General features: G+C 66.5%; 22 protein-coding genes. 11 read left to right on the top strand and 11 right to left on the bottom strand.

Translation table 11 applies throughout. The features are described 5' to 3' along the window. Window positions 1-48: 48 nt before the first annotated feature. From U5914_RS15405 to yciH, 4 genes are all read left to right on the top strand, one after another. Complete coding sequence (locus U5914_RS15405) at window positions 49-1,020, top strand: AAA family ATPase (RefSeq protein ID WP_336136634.1); 972 nt, start codon at window positions 49-51, stop codon at window positions 1,018-1,020. A 1-nt stretch (window position 1,021) separates the two neighbouring features. Beyond that, window positions 1,022-2,017, top strand: coding sequence for a DUF58 domain-containing protein (locus U5914_RS15400; RefSeq protein ID WP_336136633.1), 996 nt, complete (start codon window positions 1,022-1,024; stop codon window positions 2,015-2,017). Beyond that, the gene (locus U5914_RS15395; RefSeq protein ID WP_336136632.1) at window positions 2,014-4,221 is read left to right on the top strand and encodes a transglutaminase TgpA family protein; all 2,208 of its coding nucleotides are present in this window, start codon (window positions 2,014-2,016) and stop codon (window positions 4,219-4,221) included. The genes U5914_RS15400 and U5914_RS15395 overlap by 4 nt, the downstream gene beginning before the upstream one ends. A gap of 259 nt (window positions 4,222-4,480) precedes the next feature. Then, entirely contained in the window at window positions 4,481-4,774 is a 294-nt protein-coding gene (gene yciH, locus U5914_RS15390; protein ID WP_336136631.1) for a stress response translation initiation inhibitor YciH, read from the top strand. A 168-nt stretch (window positions 4,775-4,942) separates the two neighbouring features. Here the strand turns inward: yciH and U5914_RS15385 are convergent, their stop codons facing one another. From U5914_RS15385 to U5914_RS15350, 8 genes are all read right to left on the bottom strand, one after another. Continuing rightward, window positions 4,943-5,317 carry a rhodanese-like domain-containing protein gene (locus tag U5914_RS15385; RefSeq protein ID WP_336136630.1) on the bottom strand — a complete coding sequence of 125 codons (375 nt, stop codon included), beginning with the start codon at window positions 5,315-5,317 and terminating at the stop codon, window positions 4,943-4,945. 53 nt (window positions 5,318-5,370) lie between these two features. Beyond that, the gene (locus tag U5914_RS15380) at window positions 5,371-5,985 is read right to left on the bottom strand and encodes an NUDIX hydrolase (protein WP_336136629.1); all 615 of its coding nucleotides are present in this window, start codon (window positions 5,983-5,985) and stop codon (window positions 5,371-5,373) included. Then, entirely contained in the window at window positions 5,982-6,422 is a 441-nt protein-coding gene (locus U5914_RS15375; RefSeq protein WP_336136628.1) for a hypothetical protein, read from the bottom strand. Before U5914_RS15375 ends, U5914_RS15380 begins: the two co-directional genes overlap by 4 nt. Next, window positions 6,410-6,832: a DUF5809 family protein gene (locus tag U5914_RS15370; protein WP_336136627.1), complete on the bottom strand. Its 423-nt coding sequence runs from the start codon at window positions 6,830-6,832 to the stop codon at window positions 6,410-6,412. The genes U5914_RS15375 and U5914_RS15370 overlap by 13 nt, the downstream gene beginning before the upstream one ends. Window positions 6,833-6,849: 17 nt before the next feature. Continuing rightward, window positions 6,850-7,332: a DUF5810 domain-containing protein gene (locus U5914_RS15365; protein WP_336136626.1), complete on the bottom strand. Its 483-nt coding sequence runs from the start codon at window positions 7,330-7,332 to the stop codon at window positions 6,850-6,852. Between the two features lie 64 nt (window positions 7,333-7,396). Next, complete coding sequence (gene rimI, locus U5914_RS15360; protein WP_336136625.1) at window positions 7,397-7,861, bottom strand: ribosomal protein S18-alanine N-acetyltransferase; 465 nt, start codon at window positions 7,859-7,861, stop codon at window positions 7,397-7,399. Window positions 7,862-8,366: 505 nt separating this feature from the next. Further along, window positions 8,367-10,352 (bottom strand): aconitate hydratase, encoded by a 1,986-nt coding sequence (locus tag U5914_RS15355; RefSeq protein WP_336136624.1) that lies wholly within the window; start codon window positions 10,350-10,352, stop codon window positions 8,367-8,369. A gap of 234 nt (window positions 10,353-10,586) precedes the next feature. Then, a complete protein-coding gene (locus U5914_RS15350) occupies window positions 10,587-11,198 on the bottom strand; it encodes a translation initiation factor IF-2 subunit beta (protein ID WP_336136623.1) in 612 nt (203 codons plus the stop codon). Window positions 11,199-11,276: 78 nt separating this feature from the next. On the opposite strand from U5914_RS15350, the gene U5914_RS15345 reads away from it, so the two are divergent. Together U5914_RS15345 and U5914_RS15340 are read left to right on the top strand one after the other, a co-directional pair. Then, the gene (locus U5914_RS15345; RefSeq protein ID WP_336136622.1) at window positions 11,277-11,627 is read left to right on the top strand and encodes a dihydroneopterin aldolase family protein; all 351 of its coding nucleotides are present in this window, start codon (window positions 11,277-11,279) and stop codon (window positions 11,625-11,627) included. 99 nt (window positions 11,628-11,726) lie between these two features. Beyond that, complete coding sequence (locus U5914_RS15340) at window positions 11,727-12,146, top strand: DUF5790 family protein (protein ID WP_336136621.1); 420 nt, start codon at window positions 11,727-11,729, stop codon at window positions 12,144-12,146. On the opposite strand, the gene U5914_RS15335 is transcribed toward U5914_RS15340, so the two are convergent. The 3 genes from U5914_RS15335 to U5914_RS15325 all read right to left on the bottom strand — a co-directional run bounded on the left by U5914_RS15335 (window position 12,147) and on the right by U5914_RS15325 (window position 14,440). After that, window positions 12,147-12,872: a creatininase family protein gene (locus U5914_RS15335; RefSeq protein ID WP_336136620.1), complete on the bottom strand. Its 726-nt coding sequence runs from the start codon at window positions 12,870-12,872 to the stop codon at window positions 12,147-12,149. It lies immediately after the preceding gene. A gap of 83 nt (window positions 12,873-12,955) precedes the next feature. Continuing rightward, on the bottom strand, window positions 12,956-13,489 hold the full coding sequence (locus U5914_RS15330; RefSeq protein ID WP_336136619.1) for a 50S ribosomal protein L16: 534 nt from the start codon (window positions 13,487-13,489) through the stop codon (window positions 12,956-12,958). A gap of 150 nt (window positions 13,490-13,639) precedes the next feature. Then, the gene (locus U5914_RS15325; protein WP_336136618.1) at window positions 13,640-14,440 is read right to left on the bottom strand and encodes a hypothetical protein; all 801 of its coding nucleotides are present in this window, start codon (window positions 14,438-14,440) and stop codon (window positions 13,640-13,642) included. 197 nt (window positions 14,441-14,637) lie between these two features. Between U5914_RS15325 and U5914_RS15320 the strand changes: the two genes are divergently transcribed. From U5914_RS15320 to U5914_RS15300, 5 genes are all read left to right on the top strand, one after another. Next, complete coding sequence (locus U5914_RS15320; RefSeq protein WP_336136617.1) at window positions 14,638-15,729, top strand: PGF-CTERM sorting domain-containing protein; 1,092 nt, start codon at window positions 14,638-14,640, stop codon at window positions 15,727-15,729. A gap of 130 nt (window positions 15,730-15,859) precedes the next feature. Further along, window positions 15,860-16,855: a PGF-CTERM sorting domain-containing protein gene (locus U5914_RS15315; RefSeq protein ID WP_336136616.1), complete on the top strand. Its 996-nt coding sequence runs from the start codon at window positions 15,860-15,862 to the stop codon at window positions 16,853-16,855. 86 nt (window positions 16,856-16,941) lie between these two features. After that, window positions 16,942-18,000: a PGF-CTERM sorting domain-containing protein gene (locus U5914_RS15310; protein WP_336136615.1), complete on the top strand. Its 1,059-nt coding sequence runs from the start codon at window positions 16,942-16,944 to the stop codon at window positions 17,998-18,000. Window positions 18,001-18,144: 144 nt separating this feature from the next. Continuing rightward, entirely contained in the window at window positions 18,145-19,584 is a 1,440-nt protein-coding gene (locus U5914_RS15305) for an ABC transporter substrate-binding protein (protein ID WP_336136614.1), read from the top strand. 3 nt (window positions 19,585-19,587) lie between these two features. Continuing rightward, window positions 19,588-20,499, top strand: coding sequence for a branched-chain amino acid ABC transporter permease (locus U5914_RS15300; RefSeq protein ID WP_336136613.1), 912 nt, complete (start codon window positions 19,588-19,590; stop codon window positions 20,497-20,499).

The raw sequence follows: 20,499 nt of genomic DNA, 5'->3' as shown, positions 1-20,499 counted from the left end.
GACCACAAGACGTATGCGATGCTCTGCCGCGTTTCCGATAAGCCCTCCATGACCGACACGACAGATACGCAGGCGCCCGCCCCGGGCCTCGATTCGTCGGACGTCGAGACGGCCGGCGGGACCGCCCGTCGCGTCATCGAGAACGTACAGGACGTCATCGTCGGCAACGACGAGGCCATCGAGCACCTCGTCACCGCCCTGCTCGGGGGCGGCCACGTCCTTTTAGAGGACGTCCCCGGCGTCGGCAAGACGATGCTCGCGCGGGCGGTGGCGGCCTCCTTCGACTGCTCGTTCAAGCGCGTACAGTTCACGCCGGACCTGCTGCCGACCGACATCACCGGCGCGAACGTCTACAACCGGAAGGAAAACGAATTCGAGTTCCGCCCCGGTCCCGTCTTCGCCAACGTGGTGCTGGCCGACGAAATCAATCGCGCGCCGCCCAAAACGCAGGCCGCCCTCCTCGAGGCGATGGAAGAAGAGCAGGCCACCGTCGACGGGACGACCCATCCGATGCCGGACCCCTTCGTCGTCATCGCCACCCAGAACGCCGTCGAGCGGGAGCGCACCTACGAGTTGCCCGCCGCCGAACTCGACCGCTTCATGCTGAAGCTCCGGCTCGGCTACCCCGACGAGCGCGAGGAGGCGGAGGTCATCGACCGCGCGGTCGGCAGCCACGCCATCGACGACATCGCCGCCGTCGCCGACATCGAGGCGCTGCGGACCGCCCGCGAGATTACGGGCGGCATCGAGGTCCGCGAACCGCTGCGGGAGTACGTCACCCGACTTGCGGCCTACACGCGCGAGCACGCCCGCCTCGGCGCGAGCCCGCGGGGCTCCATCGCCCTCGTTCGCGCCGCACAGGGGCGGGCCGTCCTCGATTCGCGGGAGTACGTCATTCCCGACGACGTGCAGGCCGCGGCGCCGGTCGTCTTCCCCCACCGGATGCGCACCGAACCCGGCGCCACCGACCCCGAGACGGTCGTCGCGGAGGCACTGGAGACGGTTCCCGTCGAGGAGTAAGATGGCGCCTTCGGTCCCCGCCGTCCGGCCGACCCGACGCGGCCTCGCGGTCTTCGCCGTGGCAGTCGGTGCCTTTCTCCTCGGCGCGACCGGCGGCGCCCGCTCGCTGAACGCCGTCGTCGTGCCTGCCCTCGTCGCGCTCGCGGCCAGCGCCGTCCAGTTGTATCGCGCCGACCCGCCGACCGTCGAGCGGTCGGTTCCCGAACCCGGCTTCGCCGGCGAGCGCCGCCGCGTGACCGCCACCGTCGACAGCGGCGTGCCGTGTACGGTCCACGAGAACGCCGACCCGGGCCTCCACGCCGAGTCGCTGACGGCGACGGTCGGCCACGGCGGCCGCTTTACCTACGATATCGGCTATCGACGCCGCGGCGAGTACACCCTCGGGCCGGCCGACTGCGTTCAGACGGATTCGCTGGGGCTGTTCCGTCGGACTGTCGCCAGCGCCGAACGCGACCCCGCGACCCCCTTGGTGTATCCCGACATCTACGACCTCGATACCGACCTCGCGCGACTGGTCGGCACGTTCGTCGACGACGACCGGTCGTCGTTCGACCGCCTCCGGGAGTACGTTCCCGACGACTCGATGCGCGACATCCACTGGCGTGCGAGCGCGAAGCGCCCCGACGACGACTTTCTCGTCGCCGAATACGGCTCCCGTGGCGCGACCGACGAGGTGACCGTCGTCGGCGAGGCCGCCACCGACCGCGACAGCGCCGACGCGATGGCCGCGACCGTCGCCAGCGTCGCGGCCCATTTCCACGATTTCGGCGTCACCGTCGCCGTGCGCGTCCCCGGCGGCGACCGTATCGCCCCGCCCGGGAGCGTCGAGGGACTGCTCGAACTGCTGGCCACTACCGGGGGCGGTCGCGTCGAAACCGACGGCCAACCCGAGGTCCACGTCGTCGCCGAGAACGGGACCGCGAGGGTCACCCTCGACGACCGCGACGTGGCCTTCGAGGCCGGCGGCGAAACCCGCGGCCGGGAGGTGGTCGCGTGAGCACCGCGCCGACGGCGGTCCGGGAGGCCGTCGACGACGCCCTGCCGGCGGTGACCGACCGGGTCTCCGTCTCCCGACTCGTCGCGCTGGCCGGCGTCGTCGTCACGCTGTGGGCGTTCCTGTCGGTCCTCCACGAGATTCTCGTCGTCACCGGCGAGCCGGAACAGCTCTACTACGTCATCGCGGGCGCCGGCCTCGCGGGGACCGTCCTCGCGCGCGTCATCCGGCCGCGGACGGCCCTCGGTCTCGGCGCCGCGGCGGTCGTCGGCGGGACCTATCTTTACGTCCAGTCGCTGCCCGGCGGGGTGCAGTTCCTCGCGGTGGCCGCGCCGATGCTCACCGACGCGTGGGAACTGCTGGCCGGCCTCTCGGTGCTCCGCATCGTCAACGCCGACGTCTGGGCGCTGACCGCGGCCCCCGGCCCGGTCTTTCTGGCGTGGTATCTCGGCTTGCGCCGCCACTACGCCGCGGCCTCGGCGGTCGCCGGCGGCGCCCTCGGCGTGCTGGTGTTGACCGGCGATGCGACGACGACGGCCACGCTCGTCGGCGTCGTCGGCGTCACCGTCGCCGTCGCGTTCGGCGACTGCGACCGTCGAAACGAGCCCCTGCGTAACGCCGACGCACTCGTCGTCCTGTTGGCGACGATGGTCGTGTTGACCCTCTTCGTCGGCATCGTCCCCGGCGCCGCCGACTCGCTCATCTCGACGGAGGGCATCGGCACCGAGGAGACGACGATGGAATCCAGTCTCGTCTACGCCGGCGACGAGGTCTCGGTGACCGGCCCCGTCGAACTCTCCCCGGAGGTCCGCTACACCGTCGAGGCCGACCGCGGGACCTACTGGCGGGCCGGCACCTACGACCGCTACACCGGCGGCGGCTGGGTCCGAAGCGGCGGCCTCCGCTCGTATCAGGGCCCCCTTCAGAGCCCGCCGGGCGATAGCCGAACCCTCGAACAGGAGTACACCGCCGAGACGGAGATCGCCACGCTCCCGGCGGCCAACAAGCCCGTCAGCGTCAGCGGGGTGCCCGTCCCCGTGCAGGTGACCGACGCCGGCGGCTTCCAGCCCGCCAGCCCCCTGCAGGCCGGCGAATCCTACCGGGCCACCAGTGAGGTACCGACCGCCAACAGCCGACAGCTACAGGCCGCCGGGACCGACTACCCCGAGGGCATCGAGACCCGCTATACGGAACTGCCCGACAGCACGCCCGCTCGCGTGGCCGAACGCACCGACCGGCTGACCGCCAACGCCGACAACCCCTACGACACTGCCCGCGTCATCGAACAGTGGCTGGAGAACAGCCGCGAGTACTCGCTGGACGTCGAGCGGCCGCGCGGCGACATCGCCGACTCGTTCCTCTTCGAGATGGAGGCCGGCTACTGTACCCACTACGCGACGACGATGGTGACGATGCTCCGCACACAGGACATCCCCGCGCGGTTCGTCGTCGGCTACACGCCCGGCCAGCAGGTCACCGACGACGAGTGGGTCGTCCGCGGCTACAACTCCCACGCGTGGGTCGAGGTCTACTTCCCCGAACACGGCTGGGTCACCTTCGACCCGACGCCGTCGACCCCCCGAGAGAGCGCCGAACTGGAGACGCTCGAAGACGCCCGCACCGACGACGCCGACGGCGTCGACACCAACGAGAGCCGCCAGTCGCCCGTCGACCCCGCGACCCCGACCACCCCCAACGGGACGCTCGGCGACGGCCCCAACGGAAGCGAGACGACGCCCGGCGGCGGCGGTACCGACAGCGGCGACGGCGGGCTTTCGATTCCCGAGATTCCGCTACCGACCCCCCAGCAAGTCGGCGTCACCCTGCTCGTCCTCGCCGGCATCCTCGCCGCCGGCAAGCGGACGGGGCTGAACCGACGGCTCTACCGCGCGGTGTGGCTCCGGCGGGCACCGACCGGCGACCCCGAGGACGTGGTCTCGGGCGCCTACCACCGCGTCGTCTACCTCCGGGAGCTAGCTGGCCGCGAGAAGGCGCCGGGCGAGACCCCGCGAGAGTTCCTCGCCGACGCCGACGACCGCGCCAAACGGGTCGGCGCGCTCTACGAGCGGGCGACGTACGGCCCCGGCATCGACCGCGAGGGGGCCGCCGAGGCGACCCAGCTACTGGCCGAACTGCTCGACGAGCGGTCGCGACTCCCCCATCGGTTGGAAAAGCGTGATACGAAGTCCGAGAGTGATAGTATTTAAAGGTTGCAGTCGAATTCTCGTTTTCGAGGACGGCGGGTGAGCGTTGTTGCGCTCGGAGGGGGTCGTTGCGGAAATCCGCCGATTCGGATTTGCCGGTGAGATGGATTGCTCGGGCGATTTTGCAAGCTGAGGAGTAATCTGACCCGTTCATTTTTTAGTCGTGCTCCTGTTAGGGATAGTTGGTAATGCGAAGCAACCGGATTTCGGTTGATAGGAGTGCGGCGTTCATGACCACCGCTGTAACACTTGCGGGGGTATCATGAGCGAAGTCTGCTCGACGTGCGGTCTCCCCGAGGAACTCTGCGTCTGCGAGGACGTCGCCAAGGAGTCCCAGGAGATCAATATCCGCATCGACGAGCGCCGATACGGTAAAGAGGTAACGGTCATCGAAGGATTCGACCCCCGCGACGTCGATCTCGACTCGCTTTCGTCGGACCTGAAATCGAAGTTCGCCTGCGGCGGCACCGTCGAGGACGGTGTCATCGAACTCCAAGGCAACCACCTCGGGCGCATCGAGGAGTTCCTCCGCGAGAAGGGGTTCAATGTCGCCTAGCGCGCTCTAACCGTACGTCGAGCCACCGCGTTCTTTCGGAGCCAGCGTAAGACGAGCAGCAACAGCGCCGTTTTTCGTACGGGTCGGCTTCGCCCACTCGCGAGCCGTCGGCCCGGCCGGCCGATTGATGGCGGGCGCCGCCGACGGCGTCGCTCCGCTACGGCCCATTTAAAAGGGCGCTTCGGGGCCTTCCTCGGTCGTCTCGTCGGCGCGCTCGTCCGCATCCGCGCCGTCGGTTTCGAGGTCGTAGGGCCACCCCTCGATGCCCGGTTCCAGCGAGTCGACGCGGCCCGAAAAGCCCTCGAAGGAGCCGATGAGGCGTGCGGCCTGCTGGCTGGCCTGCCCGTGCGGACAGACCGTCACGACGCGTTCGGCGTCCGCGATGTCCTCGATGCGGGCGGTCAGTTCGCCGAACGGGACGTTCTCGCTCGTCGGGATGTGGCCGCGGCGGAACGCCGCCGGCGACCGGATATCGACGATTCGAACGTCGCCGTTCGACTCCAGCAACTCCCGTAGTTCCTCGGCGGAAATCTCGCCGTCCATACACGCCGCTAGGTGAGCAGGCGCTTAAACGACAGGGCTGCGGTACGGCGTCGCTACAGGAGGCCGTCCGCTTCGGCTAGCAACAGCCCCTCGATGGTGGCGTCGTTGGCCGGGTCACTGCGGGCCACGTCGAGGGCATCTTCGACGGGAACGGTCCGCACGTCGATGAACTCGCTGCCGTCGAGTTTCCGCTCGCCGGACTCGAAGCCCTCGGCCCAGACGATGCCGCGGGAGTGTCGCAACACGCCCGTCGAACACCAGAAGTCCTCCAGCAACTCGACGGAATCGGCGACGATGCCCACCTCCTCTTCGAGTTCGCGGGCGCCCGCCTCGGCGTACGTCTCGCCGTCCTCGACGATGCCCGCCGGCAGTTCGTAGCAGAGTTCCCGAATCGTCGGCCGGAACTGCTCGACCATCACGACCGAGCGGGCGTCGTCGGGCGGTGACCCTTCCCCGGGCGACTCCGGCGCCGGTAAGCCGAGCGACGGCGGGTCGTCGACGACCGCGACGATGACGACCGCCGCCGGGAGTTCCGCCCAGTAGTACTGCTTTTCGCGACCGTCCGGCAACTCCACGCGGTCGTAGCCGCCGGTGTACCAGCCGGTCTCGTATTCGGTCGCCGATTCGAGAACGGTCCAGTCGTGGTCGGTCGGACTCCGGTCGGTCATGGTTCCTCCGAGACGCGCACGATCTCCAGTCGGTACCGCTGGCCCTCGTAGTCGACGAACACGGCGTCGCCGACCGGCGAATCGGCCCCTCGCTGGACGGCCGCCGCGTTCCGGGACTCGAACTCGTCGAACTCCTCGAAGGGCGTGTGGGTGAAGGCTTCCTTGAACCCGCCGACGCCGCCCGGTCCCGTGTAGTAGGCCTCCGAGCGGGCCGGGTCCGCACCCGTCGCGGCGGCGGCCAGCGCGTCGAACGCGTAGGGGAACCGCCGTTCGGAGAAGTTGTCGGCCGTTATCGCCGGCCCCGACCCCTCGACGGGAGTCGCCTCCACGTAGTACGGGTCACCCGTCTCGATGAGACTCGGAACCGCGCCGAGGGCGAGCAGGACGACGACGACCCCGAGGATGGCCAAAACCAGGTTCCGCGCTACGGGTCGCATAGCTCCTCGCGGTAGATGCGATTGAAGGCCATCCGACGGAGAGTCGCGACGGCCGCCTCGGGTTCGTTCTGGAAGGTGGCCGCGACCGCGCGGTCAGCGAATGGCGCCGCGTGCCACGCGACTCGGTCGACGTTGTCGCTTCCCGCGACGCGGACTTCGCCGTCGAAGTCCTCGCGCCACTCGTCGAACTCCGCCTTCGTGCCGACCTGCACCGTGAGTTGCTCGGCGAACAGCGTCTGTCGGGCGGTCTCGACCACGTCGCTCGTCACGCGTTCGCCGTACTCCTCGCGGCCGAATTCCATCGCCTTTGCGACCTCGCGGACGACGGTCTGTGCGACCGACCCCAGCGATTCGTAGCGCTGTTCGGCTTCGTCCCACGATTCGGGCGACAGGGTCCCCTCGGTGCGCATATCGGTCGACTCGCCCGTCACTCGCTTTCGTCTTCCGCTTCGTCCTCGTTCTCGGTCAGCATCTCCCGCGTCATCTCGCGGGCCTCCTCGAGGACGGCCTCCGCCTCGGCGTCCATCGGCCCCGAGGTATCGACGATACCGTCCGCCGCGTGGGCATCGTCGGCGTGGTCGTGCCCGTGGTCGTGTTCATGACCGTGATTGTGGCCGGCGTGGTCCTGACCCTCGTCGAACAGCGCTCCCGAGCGTTCGTCGAGGGGGTCGCCGGTCGAATCCGGCTTCCCGGTCGTGTCCTCGAAGACCTGCGGGAACTCCGTTTCCTCGACGTCGTCGGCGACGACATCGGCGAGTTCCGACTCGCCCATCTCCTCCCACGCGGGGGCGTGTTCGTCAAGCCACGTCTCGTGGTCGGCGTTGCCGAGCAGCGCCGAGAAGGCGAGGTGGTTGGCGAGATGGCCCGCGTCGGCTTGCGGGTCCGCACAGACGGGGCAGGCGTATCCCATACTGGTGGGTGGGGACGCCAGCGGCAAAACGCCTGCGTCTGCCAGCCTCGAGCAGGGCCGTCGGCTACGCCTGCCGAACCATCACCAGCGCGTCCTCGCCGTCGTCGTAGTAGCCCGGCGAGACGTGGTGGAGTTCGAAGCCGAAGCTCTCGTAGAGCGACCGGGCGGCGTGGTTGCCCCGCCGGACTTCGAGTTTGACGCGGGCGACGCCGTCGACGAACAGTCGGGAAAGCGCCTCCGAGAGGACGAGTCGGCCGATGCCCTCGCCGCGGTGTTCGGGGTCGACCGCGAGGTCCTTGAGGTGGCCCATCGGTGCCCCACGATTGGGGACGCTGTCGGCGACCGCATAACCGACGACTCGGTCGTCTCGTTCGGCGACCAGAAAGCCGGGGTCGCCGAGGAACCGCTCGAAGGCCGCGTAGGGCCACGGCTGGTCGAAGGACCGCTTTTCGATGCGGAACACCGACAACAGGTCCGCTCGCGTGGCCTCGCGAACGGCCACCTCCCCACGCGGCGAGGTCGTGGTCACACTAGGACTTGCGGAGTGGGATTGATAGATGTACCGGCCAGTTCGAGCCGATGAAACACGAAAAACCGCAACAAGACAGCCTAATACCATCGGTGTGGCCAGAAGGTTCATGTACCTGCAACGTAAAGAATCGGATGCACCCGTTTGGGTGCATCCCCACCCCCCACCCCGCTTTGAGACGCCAGATAGCGACCGCGATATTCCCCCCATCATCTCCCCCGGTCGCGCTGGCGTTTCTGACCGCCCACTCCCCGCTTTTCCATCGCCTTTCGATACCCCAGAGTCGGGACACTGTACCGACGAACGGGCAGAATAGCACCGTCGCTACACGCGATTTAAAATAAAACGGAAGTTAGCATCCGCGAGCGAACGAAGTGAGCGAGCGGTTCAGCCGCGCCGACCGCAGGGAGGCGCGGGACCAAGGGCCGACCGTAGGGAGGCCCGCCGTGTCTTTTTCATCGAAGTTTTTGCCGGGGCGCCGCAGGCGCCCCGTGCAAAAAGTTCGTTAGTCGTCAGCAGGCGCGGCGCCGCTGTCCTGGTCGTGCTGCTTCTTGACGTGGGAGAGCTTCCCGCCGTCGGCGAGGATGCGACGTTCGCGCTCGGAGGCGTCCAGCGTGGCAGTGAGTTCCCACTCGTCGTTGACGCGGACGGTGAACTCTTCCTGCCCGGTGCGGACGGCCTCTGCGACGTCGTCGACGACTTCGATGTCGTCGCCCTGCTCGATCTTCTGGTAGTCCTCGTCGTCGATCTCCAGCGGAAGGAGACCGAAGTTGAAGAGGTTCGCCTTGTGGATGCGGGCGAAGCTCTGTGCGAGGACGCCCTCGACGCCGAGGTACATCGGACAGAGGGCCGCGTGCTCACGCGAGGAGCCCTGCCCGTAGTTCTCGCCGGCGACGAGGAAGCCGCCGTCGCTGTCGAGTGCGCGCTGTGCGAAGGAGTCGTCGACACGCGAGAGGGTGAACTCCGAGAGCTTCGGGATGTTCGACCGGTACATCAGGATGTCCTGCGTCGCAGGGATGATGTGGTCGGTCGTGATGTTGTCCTCCATCTTGAGGAGGGCCGGACCCTCGAGTTCGGCGTCGAGTTCGTCCTTCAGCGGGACGTCGCCGATGTTCGGGCCCTTGATGAGCTCGTCGTCGACGGCCTCGTCGGGCGCGATGAGGTCGGGGTCGTCCTGCGCCATGCCGTCGCCGTACTTGTCGCCCATCTCGAATTCGGGCGCCTCGAGGTCGCCGAGTTCGTCGGCGAGGTCTCGGGGGTCGACGATTTCGCCTTTGAGCGCCGCCGCGGTGGCGACTTCCGGCGAACAGAGGTAGACGTTGTCGTCCTCGATGCCGGAGCGACCCTCGAAGTTGCGGTTGAAGGTCCGCAGCGAAACGGAGTCGGAGGCGGGGACGTGACCGATGCCGATACAGGCACCACACGTCGCCTCGGAGAAGTTGACGCCAGCCGCCATCATCTCGGCGGTCCAGCCCTCACGGGCGAGCATCTCGGAGGCCTGCTTCGAACCGGGCGCGACGATCATCTCGGTCTTCTTGTCCGTCGTGCGGCCTTCGAGCATCTTCGCGCCGGGGAGGATGTCCTCGTAGGCGCCGTTCGTACAGGAGCCGATCATGACCTGCTCGACGTCCGTGCCGGCGACTTCGCTGACGGGCACGACCTTGTCGGGCATCGACGGGCAGGCGATGAGCGGTTCGAGGTCCGAGAGGTCGACGACGATCTGGTCGTCGTACTCGGCGTCCTCGTCGGGGCCGAGGTCGACGTACTCGTCCTCGCGGCCGATCCGGGAGAGCCAGTCCTTGGTCTTCTCGTCGGTCGGGAAGATGGAGGACGTGGCGCCCAGTTCCGTACCCATGTTGGTGATGGTCGTCCGCTCGGGGACGGTCAGCGTCTCGACACCGGGGCCGGTGTATTCGAGAATCTTGCCGACGCCGCCCTTGACGGACAGTTCGTCGAGCAGGTGCAGGATGACGTCCTTGGCGGTCGCCCACTCGGGCAGTTCGCCTTCGAGGCGGACGTTGACGACTTCCGGCATCTCGATGTAGTAGGCGCCGCCACCCATCGCGACGGCGACGTCGAGGCCACCGGAACCGATGGCGAGTTGACCGAGGCCACCGGGCGTCGGCGTGTGGCTGTCCGAACCCAGCAGCGTCTTGCCGGGCGCGGCGAAGTTCTCCTTGTGGACGTTGTGGCAGATGCCGTTGCCGGGTCGGCTATAGTAGGCGCCGAACGTGCCGGCCGCCGAGCGCAGGAAGCGGTGGTCGTCCGTGTTCTTGAAGTCGAACTGATACGTCTGGTGGTCGCAGTACTGCGCGGCCAGTTCCGTCTGCACCTCGTCGAGGCCCAGCGCCTCGAACTGCAGCCAAACGAGCGTCCCCGTCGTGTCCTGTGTAAGTACCTGGTCGATCTCGATCCCGATCTCCTCGCCGGTCTCGAGTTCGCCCTCGACGAGATGGTCGTCGAGGATTTTCTCCGTAAGCGTCTGTCCCATAACGTCCGTCAATCTACCGTCCACGGATATAAATCCGGCGTGTTTCCGCCGTATTGCGCTCCCCTCGGCCGATTTTGGCAATATTCGCACCAAACAGTTGTAGGACTAGTATATAAACGAACGCAACATCATGAACGAACATCCAATTATTGCCGAATCGCTTCGACCCCGACGGCCCACGCGCGCATGCGAACACCCGTAACGATTGGCCGACGAAAAACCACGGCCGCCGTATCAGGCGAGCCGCGAGAACGCGAGGTTGCCGCTGATGTTCTTGATGTAGATGTCGACCACGTCGCCCTCGCTGGCGCCGGGGACGAAGATGGTGTAGTCGCCGCGGTGGGCGACGCCGTCGCCCTTCCGGCCCGTGTCGGTCACCTTGACCGTGTAGGTCTCGCCGGCCTCGACGTCGTCCTGCTGGGTCTTGGTGGTCGTCGTCGAACGGCTCTTCTCGACGGGGCGGAACGCACCACAGGCGTCACAGCGCAGCATCGTCGTCCCGGACTCCTGGACGAGGCGGGTGTCGGGGAGGCCACACTCCGAACAGCGGACGTACTCGGCGGTGTACTCCTCGATGGCCGCATCGAAATCCCGGGACTCGAAGTTCCCGTTGTACCGGCCGACGCCCTCCTCGAGTTTACCGGAGGTCGCAAGCGACCGCTGGATGAACCGGTGGACGTGGTCGGTCGCCCGGTTGAGCGCCTCGGCGACGTCGTCGAGGTTGTTGAATCGCGTGAACGCACCGTCGTCCTGCGCCGCGGCGTCCGGGACCGAAAGTCGGTCGCTGCCCGACCCGATGTCGGGAACCGCATCCAGCGCCCGGTCGAGGCTGGCTTCGTATTCCATACGGACGGGAGGCGATGGGCACGTAAAGCGGTTCCGAGACAGGGGAACCCACATGGTGGCGGGGGCCGATGCGGCGGTATGGACCCGACGACGCCACAGGAGGCCTGCTTCGAGGCCGGTATCAAGTTCGGTACGCTGTATCACCAGTTCGCCGGCACGCCCGTCTCGCCGAACAGTAGCGACAGCCTCGCGCGCGCGATGGAGGAAGCGATAGAGAACCAGCCGTTCTGTGCGGCCGTCACCGTCGACATCCGCGAGGAGGCACTCGCCGAGGAGTTGGCCGGCCAGTCCGCCGACTACACCGAACTGACGGGACGGTTCATGGAGGTCGAAATCGTCGTCGACTACGAGGACACCCACGTCGTCGCCGCCATGGAGATGGAGGGCGATTACCCCCGAATGCGAGTCGAGCGCGTCGAAACGGCTTGAGACGCTCGGAGCGTCACCAGTCACCCACCGTTTCAGTCGTCGACTTTCACTTTCGCTTTGCGGCGTGTTTTTAACCCACACGGCACGAAACTGGATAGTATGAGTCAGGCGACGCTCGACGACGACGAACTGTTCGACGAGGCCGCAAGCGAGATGCGCGAGGACGTCGAGGCCAGCCTCGCGGAAGCAAAAGCCGCCCTCCCTGAGGCCGACGCCGTCTGGGACGTCGAGGCCGACAACACCCTCGGCGTGCTCAACGCCCTGAAGGGCGCGCTGGATACCGGCGACGCCGAGGAACACCTCCGGGACGCCAAGAAGTGGTTCGCGATGGGCAAGAAGGCCGACGCCTTCGAGGACGCCGAGGACCTCGAAGCCGACATCACCGAACTGGAGGAGTTGTTCGACGACATCGTCGAGGCCCACGAGCAGGTCGGCGAACTCACCGCGACGATTCCGGAACTCCGCGGCGCGCTCGAAGACGCCGCCGAGGAAAGCGAGGACGACGAAGACGACGAGTGATCAGACCGCGCGGGTTTCGACCGCGTCCAGCAACGCCGCCAGCGCGTCGGCCGATTCCTCGAACAGTTCCTCGCCGAGTTCCGCGTCCCCGTTCCGCGGGTCCCCGACCGCGCCGCTATCGGTGAACTCCGAGGAGTCGTAGGTCAGGTTCGTCCCGTGGAGCCACTCGCCCCACGAGTCCGCGCCGTCCTCGGCGGCCGCCTCGGTCCGGTCCTCGTGGACCAGTTCGGGGTGTAGATGTCGCATGAAGGAGGTTTCAGCGGGGCCGCCGTGGCCCAGTTCTTCGGTCGCAACCGCGTCGAACCACGTAAACGGCACCGCGTAGGCCGTCCCATCGCGGGTGACCCGCCCGCAGAGTTCCCGAAGCGCGTCGACGTTGCCCCCGTGACCGTTGGCGACGACGACGCGGTCGAGGCCGTGGTGGGCCAGACTCTCGATGGTCTCCCGGACATAGGACCGGAAGGTGTCCTCCGAGACCCACAGCGTCCCCTCGAAATCGCGGTGTTCCTCGGCGATGCCGACCGGAATCGTCGGGGCGACGACCGCCTCCGTTTCGTGTCCGGCCGAATAGCGGGCCGCCCCCTCCTCGGCGATGGCTTCGGCGGTCATGTAATCGACCCCGAGCGGCGCGTGGGGGCCGTGCTGTTCGGTGCTGCCGACCGGGAGCACGACGAGGTCGGTATCGGTATCGCGGATATCCGTCCACGTGGATTCGGCGAGGTGCATGCCGAAGGAAGACGGCCCGGCCGCTTGTAAGCGATGGTCGAAAGCCCGCGGCTATCGGGAAAAAGGCGTAAGAAGAGCCCGCCTTACGCGATCAGTTCTTCCTCGCCGCGTTCGACCTTGATGGTACACGGCGGGGTAATCTTGTTGTACGCACGGCGGAAGGCGTCCTTCGCGACGTCGGCGTCCTCGGGGTTACACCAGACGGTGAAGAGACGCTCGCCCTTCTGGATTCGGGCGGCGGTGCCGACAATCTTCCCGAAGGCCTGCCGCATCCCGTCGGAGACACGGTCCGCACCCGCACCGGTCGCCTGCTTGTTCTCACGGAGGACCTGGTGGGGGAACTTCCGGAGGATCATCTTGTAGTCGCCCTCTTCGCCGAGTTCCTTGAGCATCCGGCGGTTCGCCGAGAGGCGTGCGGCCTCCAGCGAACCGTGGCGGATCTGGACTTCCTCGTCGACGATGAGGCTGATCTGGATCGGGTAATCCTCGGTATCGGCGTCGATGCGGCCCATCTTGTACTGGGCAACCTTCGAGCCGGGGATGCCCGTGATGTACTCCCGTCGCGTGTACGAGGGCTTATCCAGCTCTCGGTACATAGAGGCGGGCTTGTCACTCATAGTACCTCAGATGAGGTCGAGTCGGCGGATAAAGCCTTCGAAGCGCGCCGTTCGTGTTGGAGAATGCCACGCGGGGTTCGGGAGCGGCGAGAGAGCACGGGGCTACACGCGGATGGGCTCGCGTCGAGAACGAAAGGTGTCGGCGGCGGGTTACTCGCGGCGCGGCATGAACGCCGCCGCGGCTAGAATGAAGCCGGCAGCGAGACTGAAGATGATGACGTAGTTGAGGCCGGACAACCGCTGGTGGAAGTACTCGCGGTCGTCGACGGTCTGTTGATACCCTTCGATGTCGGTCGACAGCATCACGGTTCCGTTCTCGGGGAACGTCGCCACGTACTGGGTCCCGCCGACCGTGGCGTTTTCGCCCTCCTCGGCGCCGATGGATTCGGTGGTCGTCTCCTCCCACGTCAGGACGGCCTCGCTCGAGGAGACCGAATCGACCGTCTTCGTGATGTTGGCGTGATCGATGCTGTCACCGGTCGAGAACTGCTCTCGGTCCGGTTCGGGGAGGTACTCGTCGAGCGGTTGGGTCGTGCCGTCCTCGTAGCGGACGAACTCGGTCCCGTCCTCGCGCTCGTAGGTCTGGTTGTCGACCCGCGAGTCGTTCTGGAGGATGGACTCGACGTCTAGCTCCTCGGTCAGCGTGAAGGAGTCCGGCTCCCCCGCGGACTCTATGGTGACGTTGTACTCGTCGCCCCCGTACTCGACGACCGAGTTGTTAGCGAAGGTTGTCTGCTGCTGTTGGGTCGTGTCGTACTCGAAGGTCGCCTCGCTACCGCCGACCTCGGTAGCCGTATAGGTCGTGCCGTTGGCTTCGAGCGTGTCCCCTTGCTGGTAGGTGTCACCCTCGATGTCTATCGCCGGTTCCTCCGCGACCGCCATCACCGAATAGGCGCTGGCAGCCATGACGAGGAAGAAGGCGAGATAGATCGCCGCCCATCGTCGTTGCATACGCGTTGAAATGTAAGGCCGGCGTATAGTCGTTACTAACTCACGCGAAGGGGACACATGGCTCTCGCGCACGCGTGTTATTTCAAGAATATGCTCGACGGTCTCGGGGACGCTGCGAGGGTCGTGTGAACAGTAGTCATAAACCACCCCACATATCCAGCAGTAGCCTTAGCCCCTCGGTTTTCCTTGTGCCGGACATGCGTAGAGTCCATCAAGTCAGCGTAACCCTCATGACGACCCTGCTGGTTACGTCCCTCGTCGCGGCCGGCGCCGCGCCGGCCTCGGCCGCACACCCCGAGGGCGTCGACGACGTCACGGATAGTTCGAACTTCACCGTGAACCTCCCGAGCGCTACGGACCACTATCCCGGCGACCAGAACCAACAGAACGGAAGCATCGAGTACTTCGTCATCGGACAGGATGCCTTCGCGGAGCAAGGCGCGGACGACGGCCTCTACTTCAACTGGATTATCGTCCACGCCGAGTACGAGGGCGTCGACTGGATCGACTACTCGGCGTGTACCACGGACAACACCGAGGCCTTCGGCATCGACCGCGGCAACAACGACTCCGGAACCCAGTACGACGTCGACCTCGTCGCCAGACAGAAGCAGGTCCAGTTCCGGGACAACGGCATCGTCATCGAGTTCCTCAACTGGGAGGACATCTCGAACGACCCGCCGTACATGGCCGCCGAGGACGCCGTCGTCGCCGCACAGGGTGCCGGCTCCGCCGCCGGTCCCTGCCTGACGATGACCGACGAACCCGGCTGGTACCAGATCACCGCCTTCGCCAACGGGACGGTCAACGACAACGCGCGGGACGAACAGCCGAGCGAAAGCGCCGAGGAGATATCCTTCGAGTTGAGTTCGAACTACATCTACGTCTGTGAGTGCGACAGCCGACAGGAGGCCGAAGAGGAACTCGGGCCGCCGCCGGGAAGCGGGGAAACGCCGACGCCCTCGTCCGGCGACGATACGCCGACGCCAACGCCGACACGGACCGCAACACCGAACGACGACACGCCCACCCCAACCCGGACCGAAGTACCCGAGGAGGAGACGACAACGCCGACTCGAACACAGGCAGCCAACGACGACACGCCGACGGCGACGGCACAGCCACAGAACAATCAGGGCGGCGGTGGGAACGGCGGTAATGGCGGCGGTGGCGGTGGTGGTGCCGCCGTCAACGACACGCCCACGCCCGGTGAGGGGCCCGGCTTCGGCGCCGTCGCCGCACTCGTCGCACTGCTTGCAAGCGGCCTCCTCTCCCTCCGTCGCCGTTAGCTCCCCGTAATTTCATCGCCGTTTCGTTTTCGCATCGTGTGCGAACGACAACCGTGGTACGATTCGACAATCAATGTCTAATGTTTACTAAAGGACTTTACAGGCCCCGCGGCTTGGCGTCGGTACTGAGATGGCCGAACGAAGACGCATATCGACGACGAAGATCGCGGTGCTTGCCGTGTTCTCGCTGGCGGCGACCGTTCTCCTTCTCGGCGCGCTGGCAGGCCCGGCCGCCGCAGCACACGACAGCCCCGGCAACTACACCGTCGTTCTCCCCGAGGAGTCCGACCACCAGACGGGCGACCAGAATCCACAGAACGCGAGCATCAACCACTTCGCGGAGACGGGGTCCAGTTTCGACGGCAAACCCGCCGACCGCCTCGAGGTGATGAAGTGGCTCGTCATCTCCAGCGACGAGGTCGACTTCAGCGGGTGTGGCTCCGCCGACACCGAAGCACTCGGCATCGACCGCGGGAGCAACAACTCCGGAACGCAGAACGACGACAGCATCCTGCAGAACATGCTGGATTCCGGCTTCCAGGAGGACAAGATCTGGGTCGAGTTCAACGGCGAGGAGGACTTCGGTGAGACGGTCTCCATCTCCCGTGAGGACTCCATCGTCGCCGTCCAGAGCGACTGTTATACGATGCCCGAAGAGCCCGGCTGGTACCAGATCAGCGGCAAAATCAACGGTACCGGCCCCGACGGGAACTCCTTCGAGGTGACGCTGGATTCCCACTACGTCCCCATCTGTGACGGCTGCCACGACGAGGAGACCGCTCGGGAGGAACTCGGCCCGCGCCCACCCGAACGGACCGGTGGCGAAACCCCGACGCCGACTGCGACGCCGACCGCGACGCCGACGCCGGCACAGACCGAAGCGGCGACCGAAACCGCGGCCCCCGAGACCGCAACGCCGACCGAAGCCGCAACTGCCACCGAAGCGCCACCGGAATCGACCGCCACCGCGACGCCGACGCCGGCACAGACCGAAGCGGCGACTGCAAACGGCGACACCGACGACGAACTTTCCGGCACGCCGACGCCCGGTGAAGGCCCCGGCTTCGGTGTGGTCGTCGCGCTGTTGGCGCTGCTCGCAAGCGGGTTCCTCGCCCGCCGCCGATAGGGCCGACGCGACCGGCCCCGACGTTTATAAACACCCTCCCATTGCCAGCGTCAGGGTTAGCACGGTCGTACCGCCGGATGTAGGTGATGCGTTACGAACGAAGCAGGCTGCCGCTCTGGGTGCTCGCCGTGGGGGTGGCACTCGTCGCCCTCGGTGCGGCGGCGGCCCCCGTCGCCGCCGACGACCACGACAAGGACAACGCGGTCGACGTCACCGACGAGGCCAACTTCACCTCGACGTTCCCCTTCCGGACGGACCACTATCCCGGCGACCAAAACGAGGAGAACGGGAGCATCCAGTACTTCTTTACGCCCGAGGAGTCCTTCACCACGCTCGGCATCGAGGACAAGGGCGCCTTCGGTGATTACCTCATCATCGACGCCACGTGGATAGACTACTCGGCCTGTGCGGTCGACAACACCGCGGCCTTCGGCATCGACCGCGGCAACAACGACTCCGGGACCAAGTACGACGTCGACCTCGTCGCCAAACAGAAGAACGCCGACTTCCGCGACGACGGCATCACCATCGAGTTCTACGACTGGGATGATATCACGAACAACCCCCCGTACCTGCGTGCACAGGACGCCATCGTCGCCGAACAGGGCGCTCGCTCGGGGGCCGGCGCGTGTCTGACCGTCACCAACGACCCCGGCTGGTACCGGATTCAGGGCTTCCTCAACGGGACCGCCGCCGACAACGGCCCCGACGAACGCCCCTCCGAGGACGCCGAAACCGTCGCCGGCATCGCCTTCTCGAACTACATCTACGTCTGTGAGTGCGACAGTCGACAGGAGGCCCGCGAGGAACTCGGCCCGCCGCCGAACGAGCAACGGACGGCCACACCGACGCCCGCCACGACGACGGCGACGGCCACACCGACCACGACGCCGACGGCCACCGCGACGACGACACCGACGCCCGCCGACAGCACCGAGACGGCGACACCGGCGCCGACGCCGACGCTGTCGGAACACGACCCACAGACCGGGACGGAGACGCCGACCGGTACCGATGCCAGCGGCGGGTCGGACGACCCCGACGACCTCGACGGGACCCCGACGCCCGCGGAGGCTCCGGGATTCGGCATCGCGGTCGCCCTGCTCGGATTGGTCGGTGGCGGCCTGCTCGCTCGCCGACGGTAGCCGACCCGCCCGACAGCCCCGTTTTCGCCGGCCGTCATCGCCCCTCACAGCGCATCAGCCCCCGAAACCCCGCGTATGGCCTTAAATGGCCGGACAACACCAGCAGAACACCCATTTGTTGAAGTCCGAAAGTGAGGCACACACATGGCTGACGTGCCAGCGAACGAACAGCAAGACGAAAACGAGGGCCGGCTCCGCCGGCGCTCGGTCCTGAAATACGGCGGGACCGGCGCGCTGGCGGCCGGCCTCGCGGGGTGTCAGACCGCCGAGAACCCGGTGCCGGGCTCCAACCTGCGCGTCGAACAGGAGAACGCCGGCACCGAGGTCGACGAGGGCGACGGCGACGCTCCGCTCTCCGGTGAGACGGTGAAGATCGGTGTGCTCGCGCCGATGAACCTCCCGCTGGGGGTTTCGATGTGGAAAGCCGCACAGATGCGGCGCGATATCATCAACGACAATGGCGGCATCCTCGGCGCGCAAGTCGAGGTCGCACTCGGCAACACGGAGGTGTCGCCGGGGACCGCCCAGAGCGAACACCAGCGGCTTACCGTCCAGGAGGGCTGTGACTTCACGGTCGGTATCTTCCTCGGGTCGGCGCTCCTGCAGACGATGCCGTCGATCGCCAATCAGGAGGCCATCCACCTGACGACGGGGTCGGCCGACCCGCGGGCCGGCCAACTCGTCTCCAAATCGGACCCCTTCGGCGACACCGACGAGCAGAGCAGCTACGAGCGGTTCAAGTACCACTTCCGCGTCGGCCCCATCCACCTGCTGGACCTCGCCGACGCGATGCTGGAGTTCATCGAGAACAACAAAGACGAGTACGGCTGGGAGAAGGCCGCCCTCCTGACCGAGAACCTCGGTGAGTTCACGCCCTACGCCGAACGGCTCTCCGAGCGGCTCTCGGAGGTCATCGACGTGCCCGTCGAACAGCGACCCGGTGGCGTCAGCGACTGGTCGCCCCTCTACAACGAGATCGAGGACACGGGCTGTGACCTCGCCATCATCGGGATGGCACTCGGCGGCACGACGGCTGTCAACCAGTGGGCCCAACAGCAGCGGGACTTCGAGTTCGGCGGCATCCACGTCCCCGCACAGGCCTACAGCTACTGGGAGAGCACCGGCGGCAACGTCGAACACGTCTTCACGATGAACGCGATGACGCCGCAGACGTCGAACACGCCACAGACCCAGCCCTTCGTGGAAGACTACATCGAGCGCTTCGACGAGGTACCCATCTACACCGGACCGCTGACCTACGACGCGATGAGCGTCATCAAGCAGGGCATCGAGGACACCGTCGATGGCGAAGGCATGGAGACACTGCCCGACTCAGACACCATCATCCCCTATCTGGAGGAGGGCACCTTCACCGGCGGGACGGTACTGCCGGAAGCGCAGTTCACGCCGCCGGACGCCAAGTACGCCCACGAACCCCAGTGGACCTCGATGGCCGAAACCGGCGTTCCCGTCTTCCAGCAGTGGCAGATGGACCCCGAAGTCCGCGAGGATTACGGAACCATGCACTCGGTCGCACCGTCTCAGAACAAAACCTCGGACAAGACCGTCCCGGAGTGGCTCTAACCCATGTCAGAGATCGTAACCGCACTCCTGGCTGCGACGTTCATCAGCGCGCTATATGCCATCATCGCCATCGGCTTCACGCTGATTTTCGGTGTCGGTGGCATCCTGAACTTCGCACACGGCGCCTTCATCACCGTCGGCGCCTTCGCCGCCTTCATCGTCTCCAGCAGCGCCGGACTGGGCTGGCCCATCGTCTTCGGGCTGTTGGCGGGGACCCTCGCCGGCGCCGCCGTCGGCGGCGTGACCTATCTCGGAATCATCAGGTACGTCAGAACCCGACCGGTGACCGTCCTGATTCTCACGCTGGTCATCGGCTTCTTCATCATGTACGCCCTCAACATCTTCACCGACGAGATAATGGGCGTCGACCCGCTGCAGATTCCGGTCCCACCGGTCATCGGGACCGAAAGCGCCCTCGCGTCCATCCCCTTCGTCGGCGCCTCGACGCTCAACTCGCTTTTCATCTTCGTGACGTCGTGGCTCCTCATCGGCGCGCTCTACTACTTCGTCAATCACACGCGCACGGGCCGGGCCATCATCGCGGTCAGCATGAGCGACAAGGGCGCGGCACTGGTCGGCGTCGACGCCGAGAAGATCAACCTCATCACGTGGATCCTCGCGGGCGCGTTCGCCGGCTACGCTGGCGTCTTGCTCGCGGGCGACCTCGGCGGCGGCAGTTGGCTGATGGCCATCGAGCCGCCCGCACCGCTGGTGCTGTCCTTCGCCATCGTCATTCTGGGCGGGCTCGGCTCCATCAAGGGCAGCGTCGTCGGTGCCTACATCATCGGCTTCTTCGAGACCTTCACGGTGACGTTCGTCAGTTCGCAACTGGCGGGAATCTCCTCGCTGGCCCTGCTTTTGGCGTTCCTGCTCGTGAAGCCCGAAGGACTCTACGGACGGGAGGCAGCAGAATAA

It is taken from the genome of Natronomonas amylolytica (assembly GCF_037031205.1).
Classification (GTDB): Archaea; Halobacteriota; Halobacteria; order Halobacteriales; family Haloarculaceae; genus Natronomonas; species Natronomonas amylolytica.
Note: the sequence above shows the minus strand (reverse complement) of the source record. Positions and strands in the feature narration are given on the sequence as shown.

Coding starts and splice junctions, on each gene's coding strand:
- U5914_RS15405 (WP_336136634.1), top strand. CDS start 49: ATGACCGACACGACAGATACGCAGGCGCCCGCCCCGGGCCTCGATTCG.
- U5914_RS15400 (WP_336136633.1), top strand. CDS start 1,022: ATGGCGCCTTCGGTCCCCGCCGTCCGGCCGACCCGACGCGGCCTCGCG.
- yciH (WP_336136631.1), top strand. CDS start 4,481: ATGAGCGAAGTCTGCTCGACGTGCGGTCTCCCCGAGGAACTCTGCGTC.
- U5914_RS15385 (WP_336136630.1), bottom strand. CDS start 5,317: ATGGACGGCGAGATTTCCGCCGAGGAACTACGGGAGTTGCTGGAGTCG.
- U5914_RS15380 (WP_336136629.1), bottom strand. CDS start 5,985: ATGACCGACCGGAGTCCGACCGACCACGACTGGACCGTTCTCGAATCG.
- U5914_RS15375 (WP_336136628.1), bottom strand. CDS start 6,422: ATGCGACCCGTAGCGCGGAACCTGGTTTTGGCCATCCTCGGGGTCGTC.
- U5914_RS15370 (WP_336136627.1), bottom strand. CDS start 6,832: ATGCGCACCGAGGGGACCCTGTCGCCCGAATCGTGGGACGAAGCCGAA.
- U5914_RS15365 (WP_336136626.1), bottom strand. CDS start 7,332: ATGGGATACGCCTGCCCCGTCTGTGCGGACCCGCAAGCCGACGCGGGC.
- U5914_RS15355 (WP_336136624.1), bottom strand. CDS start 10,352: ATGGGACAGACGCTTACGGAGAAAATCCTCGACGACCATCTCGTCGAG.
- U5914_RS15350 (WP_336136623.1), bottom strand. CDS start 11,198: ATGGAATACGAAGCCAGCCTCGACCGGGCGCTGGATGCGGTTCCCGAC.
- U5914_RS15345 (WP_336136622.1), top strand. CDS start 11,277: ATGGACCCGACGACGCCACAGGAGGCCTGCTTCGAGGCCGGTATCAAG.
- U5914_RS15340 (WP_336136621.1), top strand. CDS start 11,727: ATGAGTCAGGCGACGCTCGACGACGACGAACTGTTCGACGAGGCCGCA.
- U5914_RS15335 (WP_336136620.1), bottom strand. CDS start 12,872: ATGCACCTCGCCGAATCCACGTGGACGGATATCCGCGATACCGATACC.
- U5914_RS15330 (WP_336136619.1), bottom strand. CDS start 13,489: ATGAGTGACAAGCCCGCCTCTATGTACCGAGAGCTGGATAAGCCCTCG.
- U5914_RS15325 (WP_336136618.1), bottom strand. CDS start 14,440: ATGCAACGACGATGGGCGGCGATCTATCTCGCCTTCTTCCTCGTCATG.
- U5914_RS15320 (WP_336136617.1), top strand. CDS start 14,638: ATGCGTAGAGTCCATCAAGTCAGCGTAACCCTCATGACGACCCTGCTG.
- U5914_RS15315 (WP_336136616.1), top strand. CDS start 15,860: ATGGCCGAACGAAGACGCATATCGACGACGAAGATCGCGGTGCTTGCC.
- U5914_RS15310 (WP_336136615.1), top strand. CDS start 16,942: ATGCGTTACGAACGAAGCAGGCTGCCGCTCTGGGTGCTCGCCGTGGGG.
- U5914_RS15305 (WP_336136614.1), top strand. CDS start 18,145: ATGGCTGACGTGCCAGCGAACGAACAGCAAGACGAAAACGAGGGCCGG.
- U5914_RS15300 (WP_336136613.1), top strand. CDS start 19,588: ATGTCAGAGATCGTAACCGCACTCCTGGCTGCGACGTTCATCAGCGCG.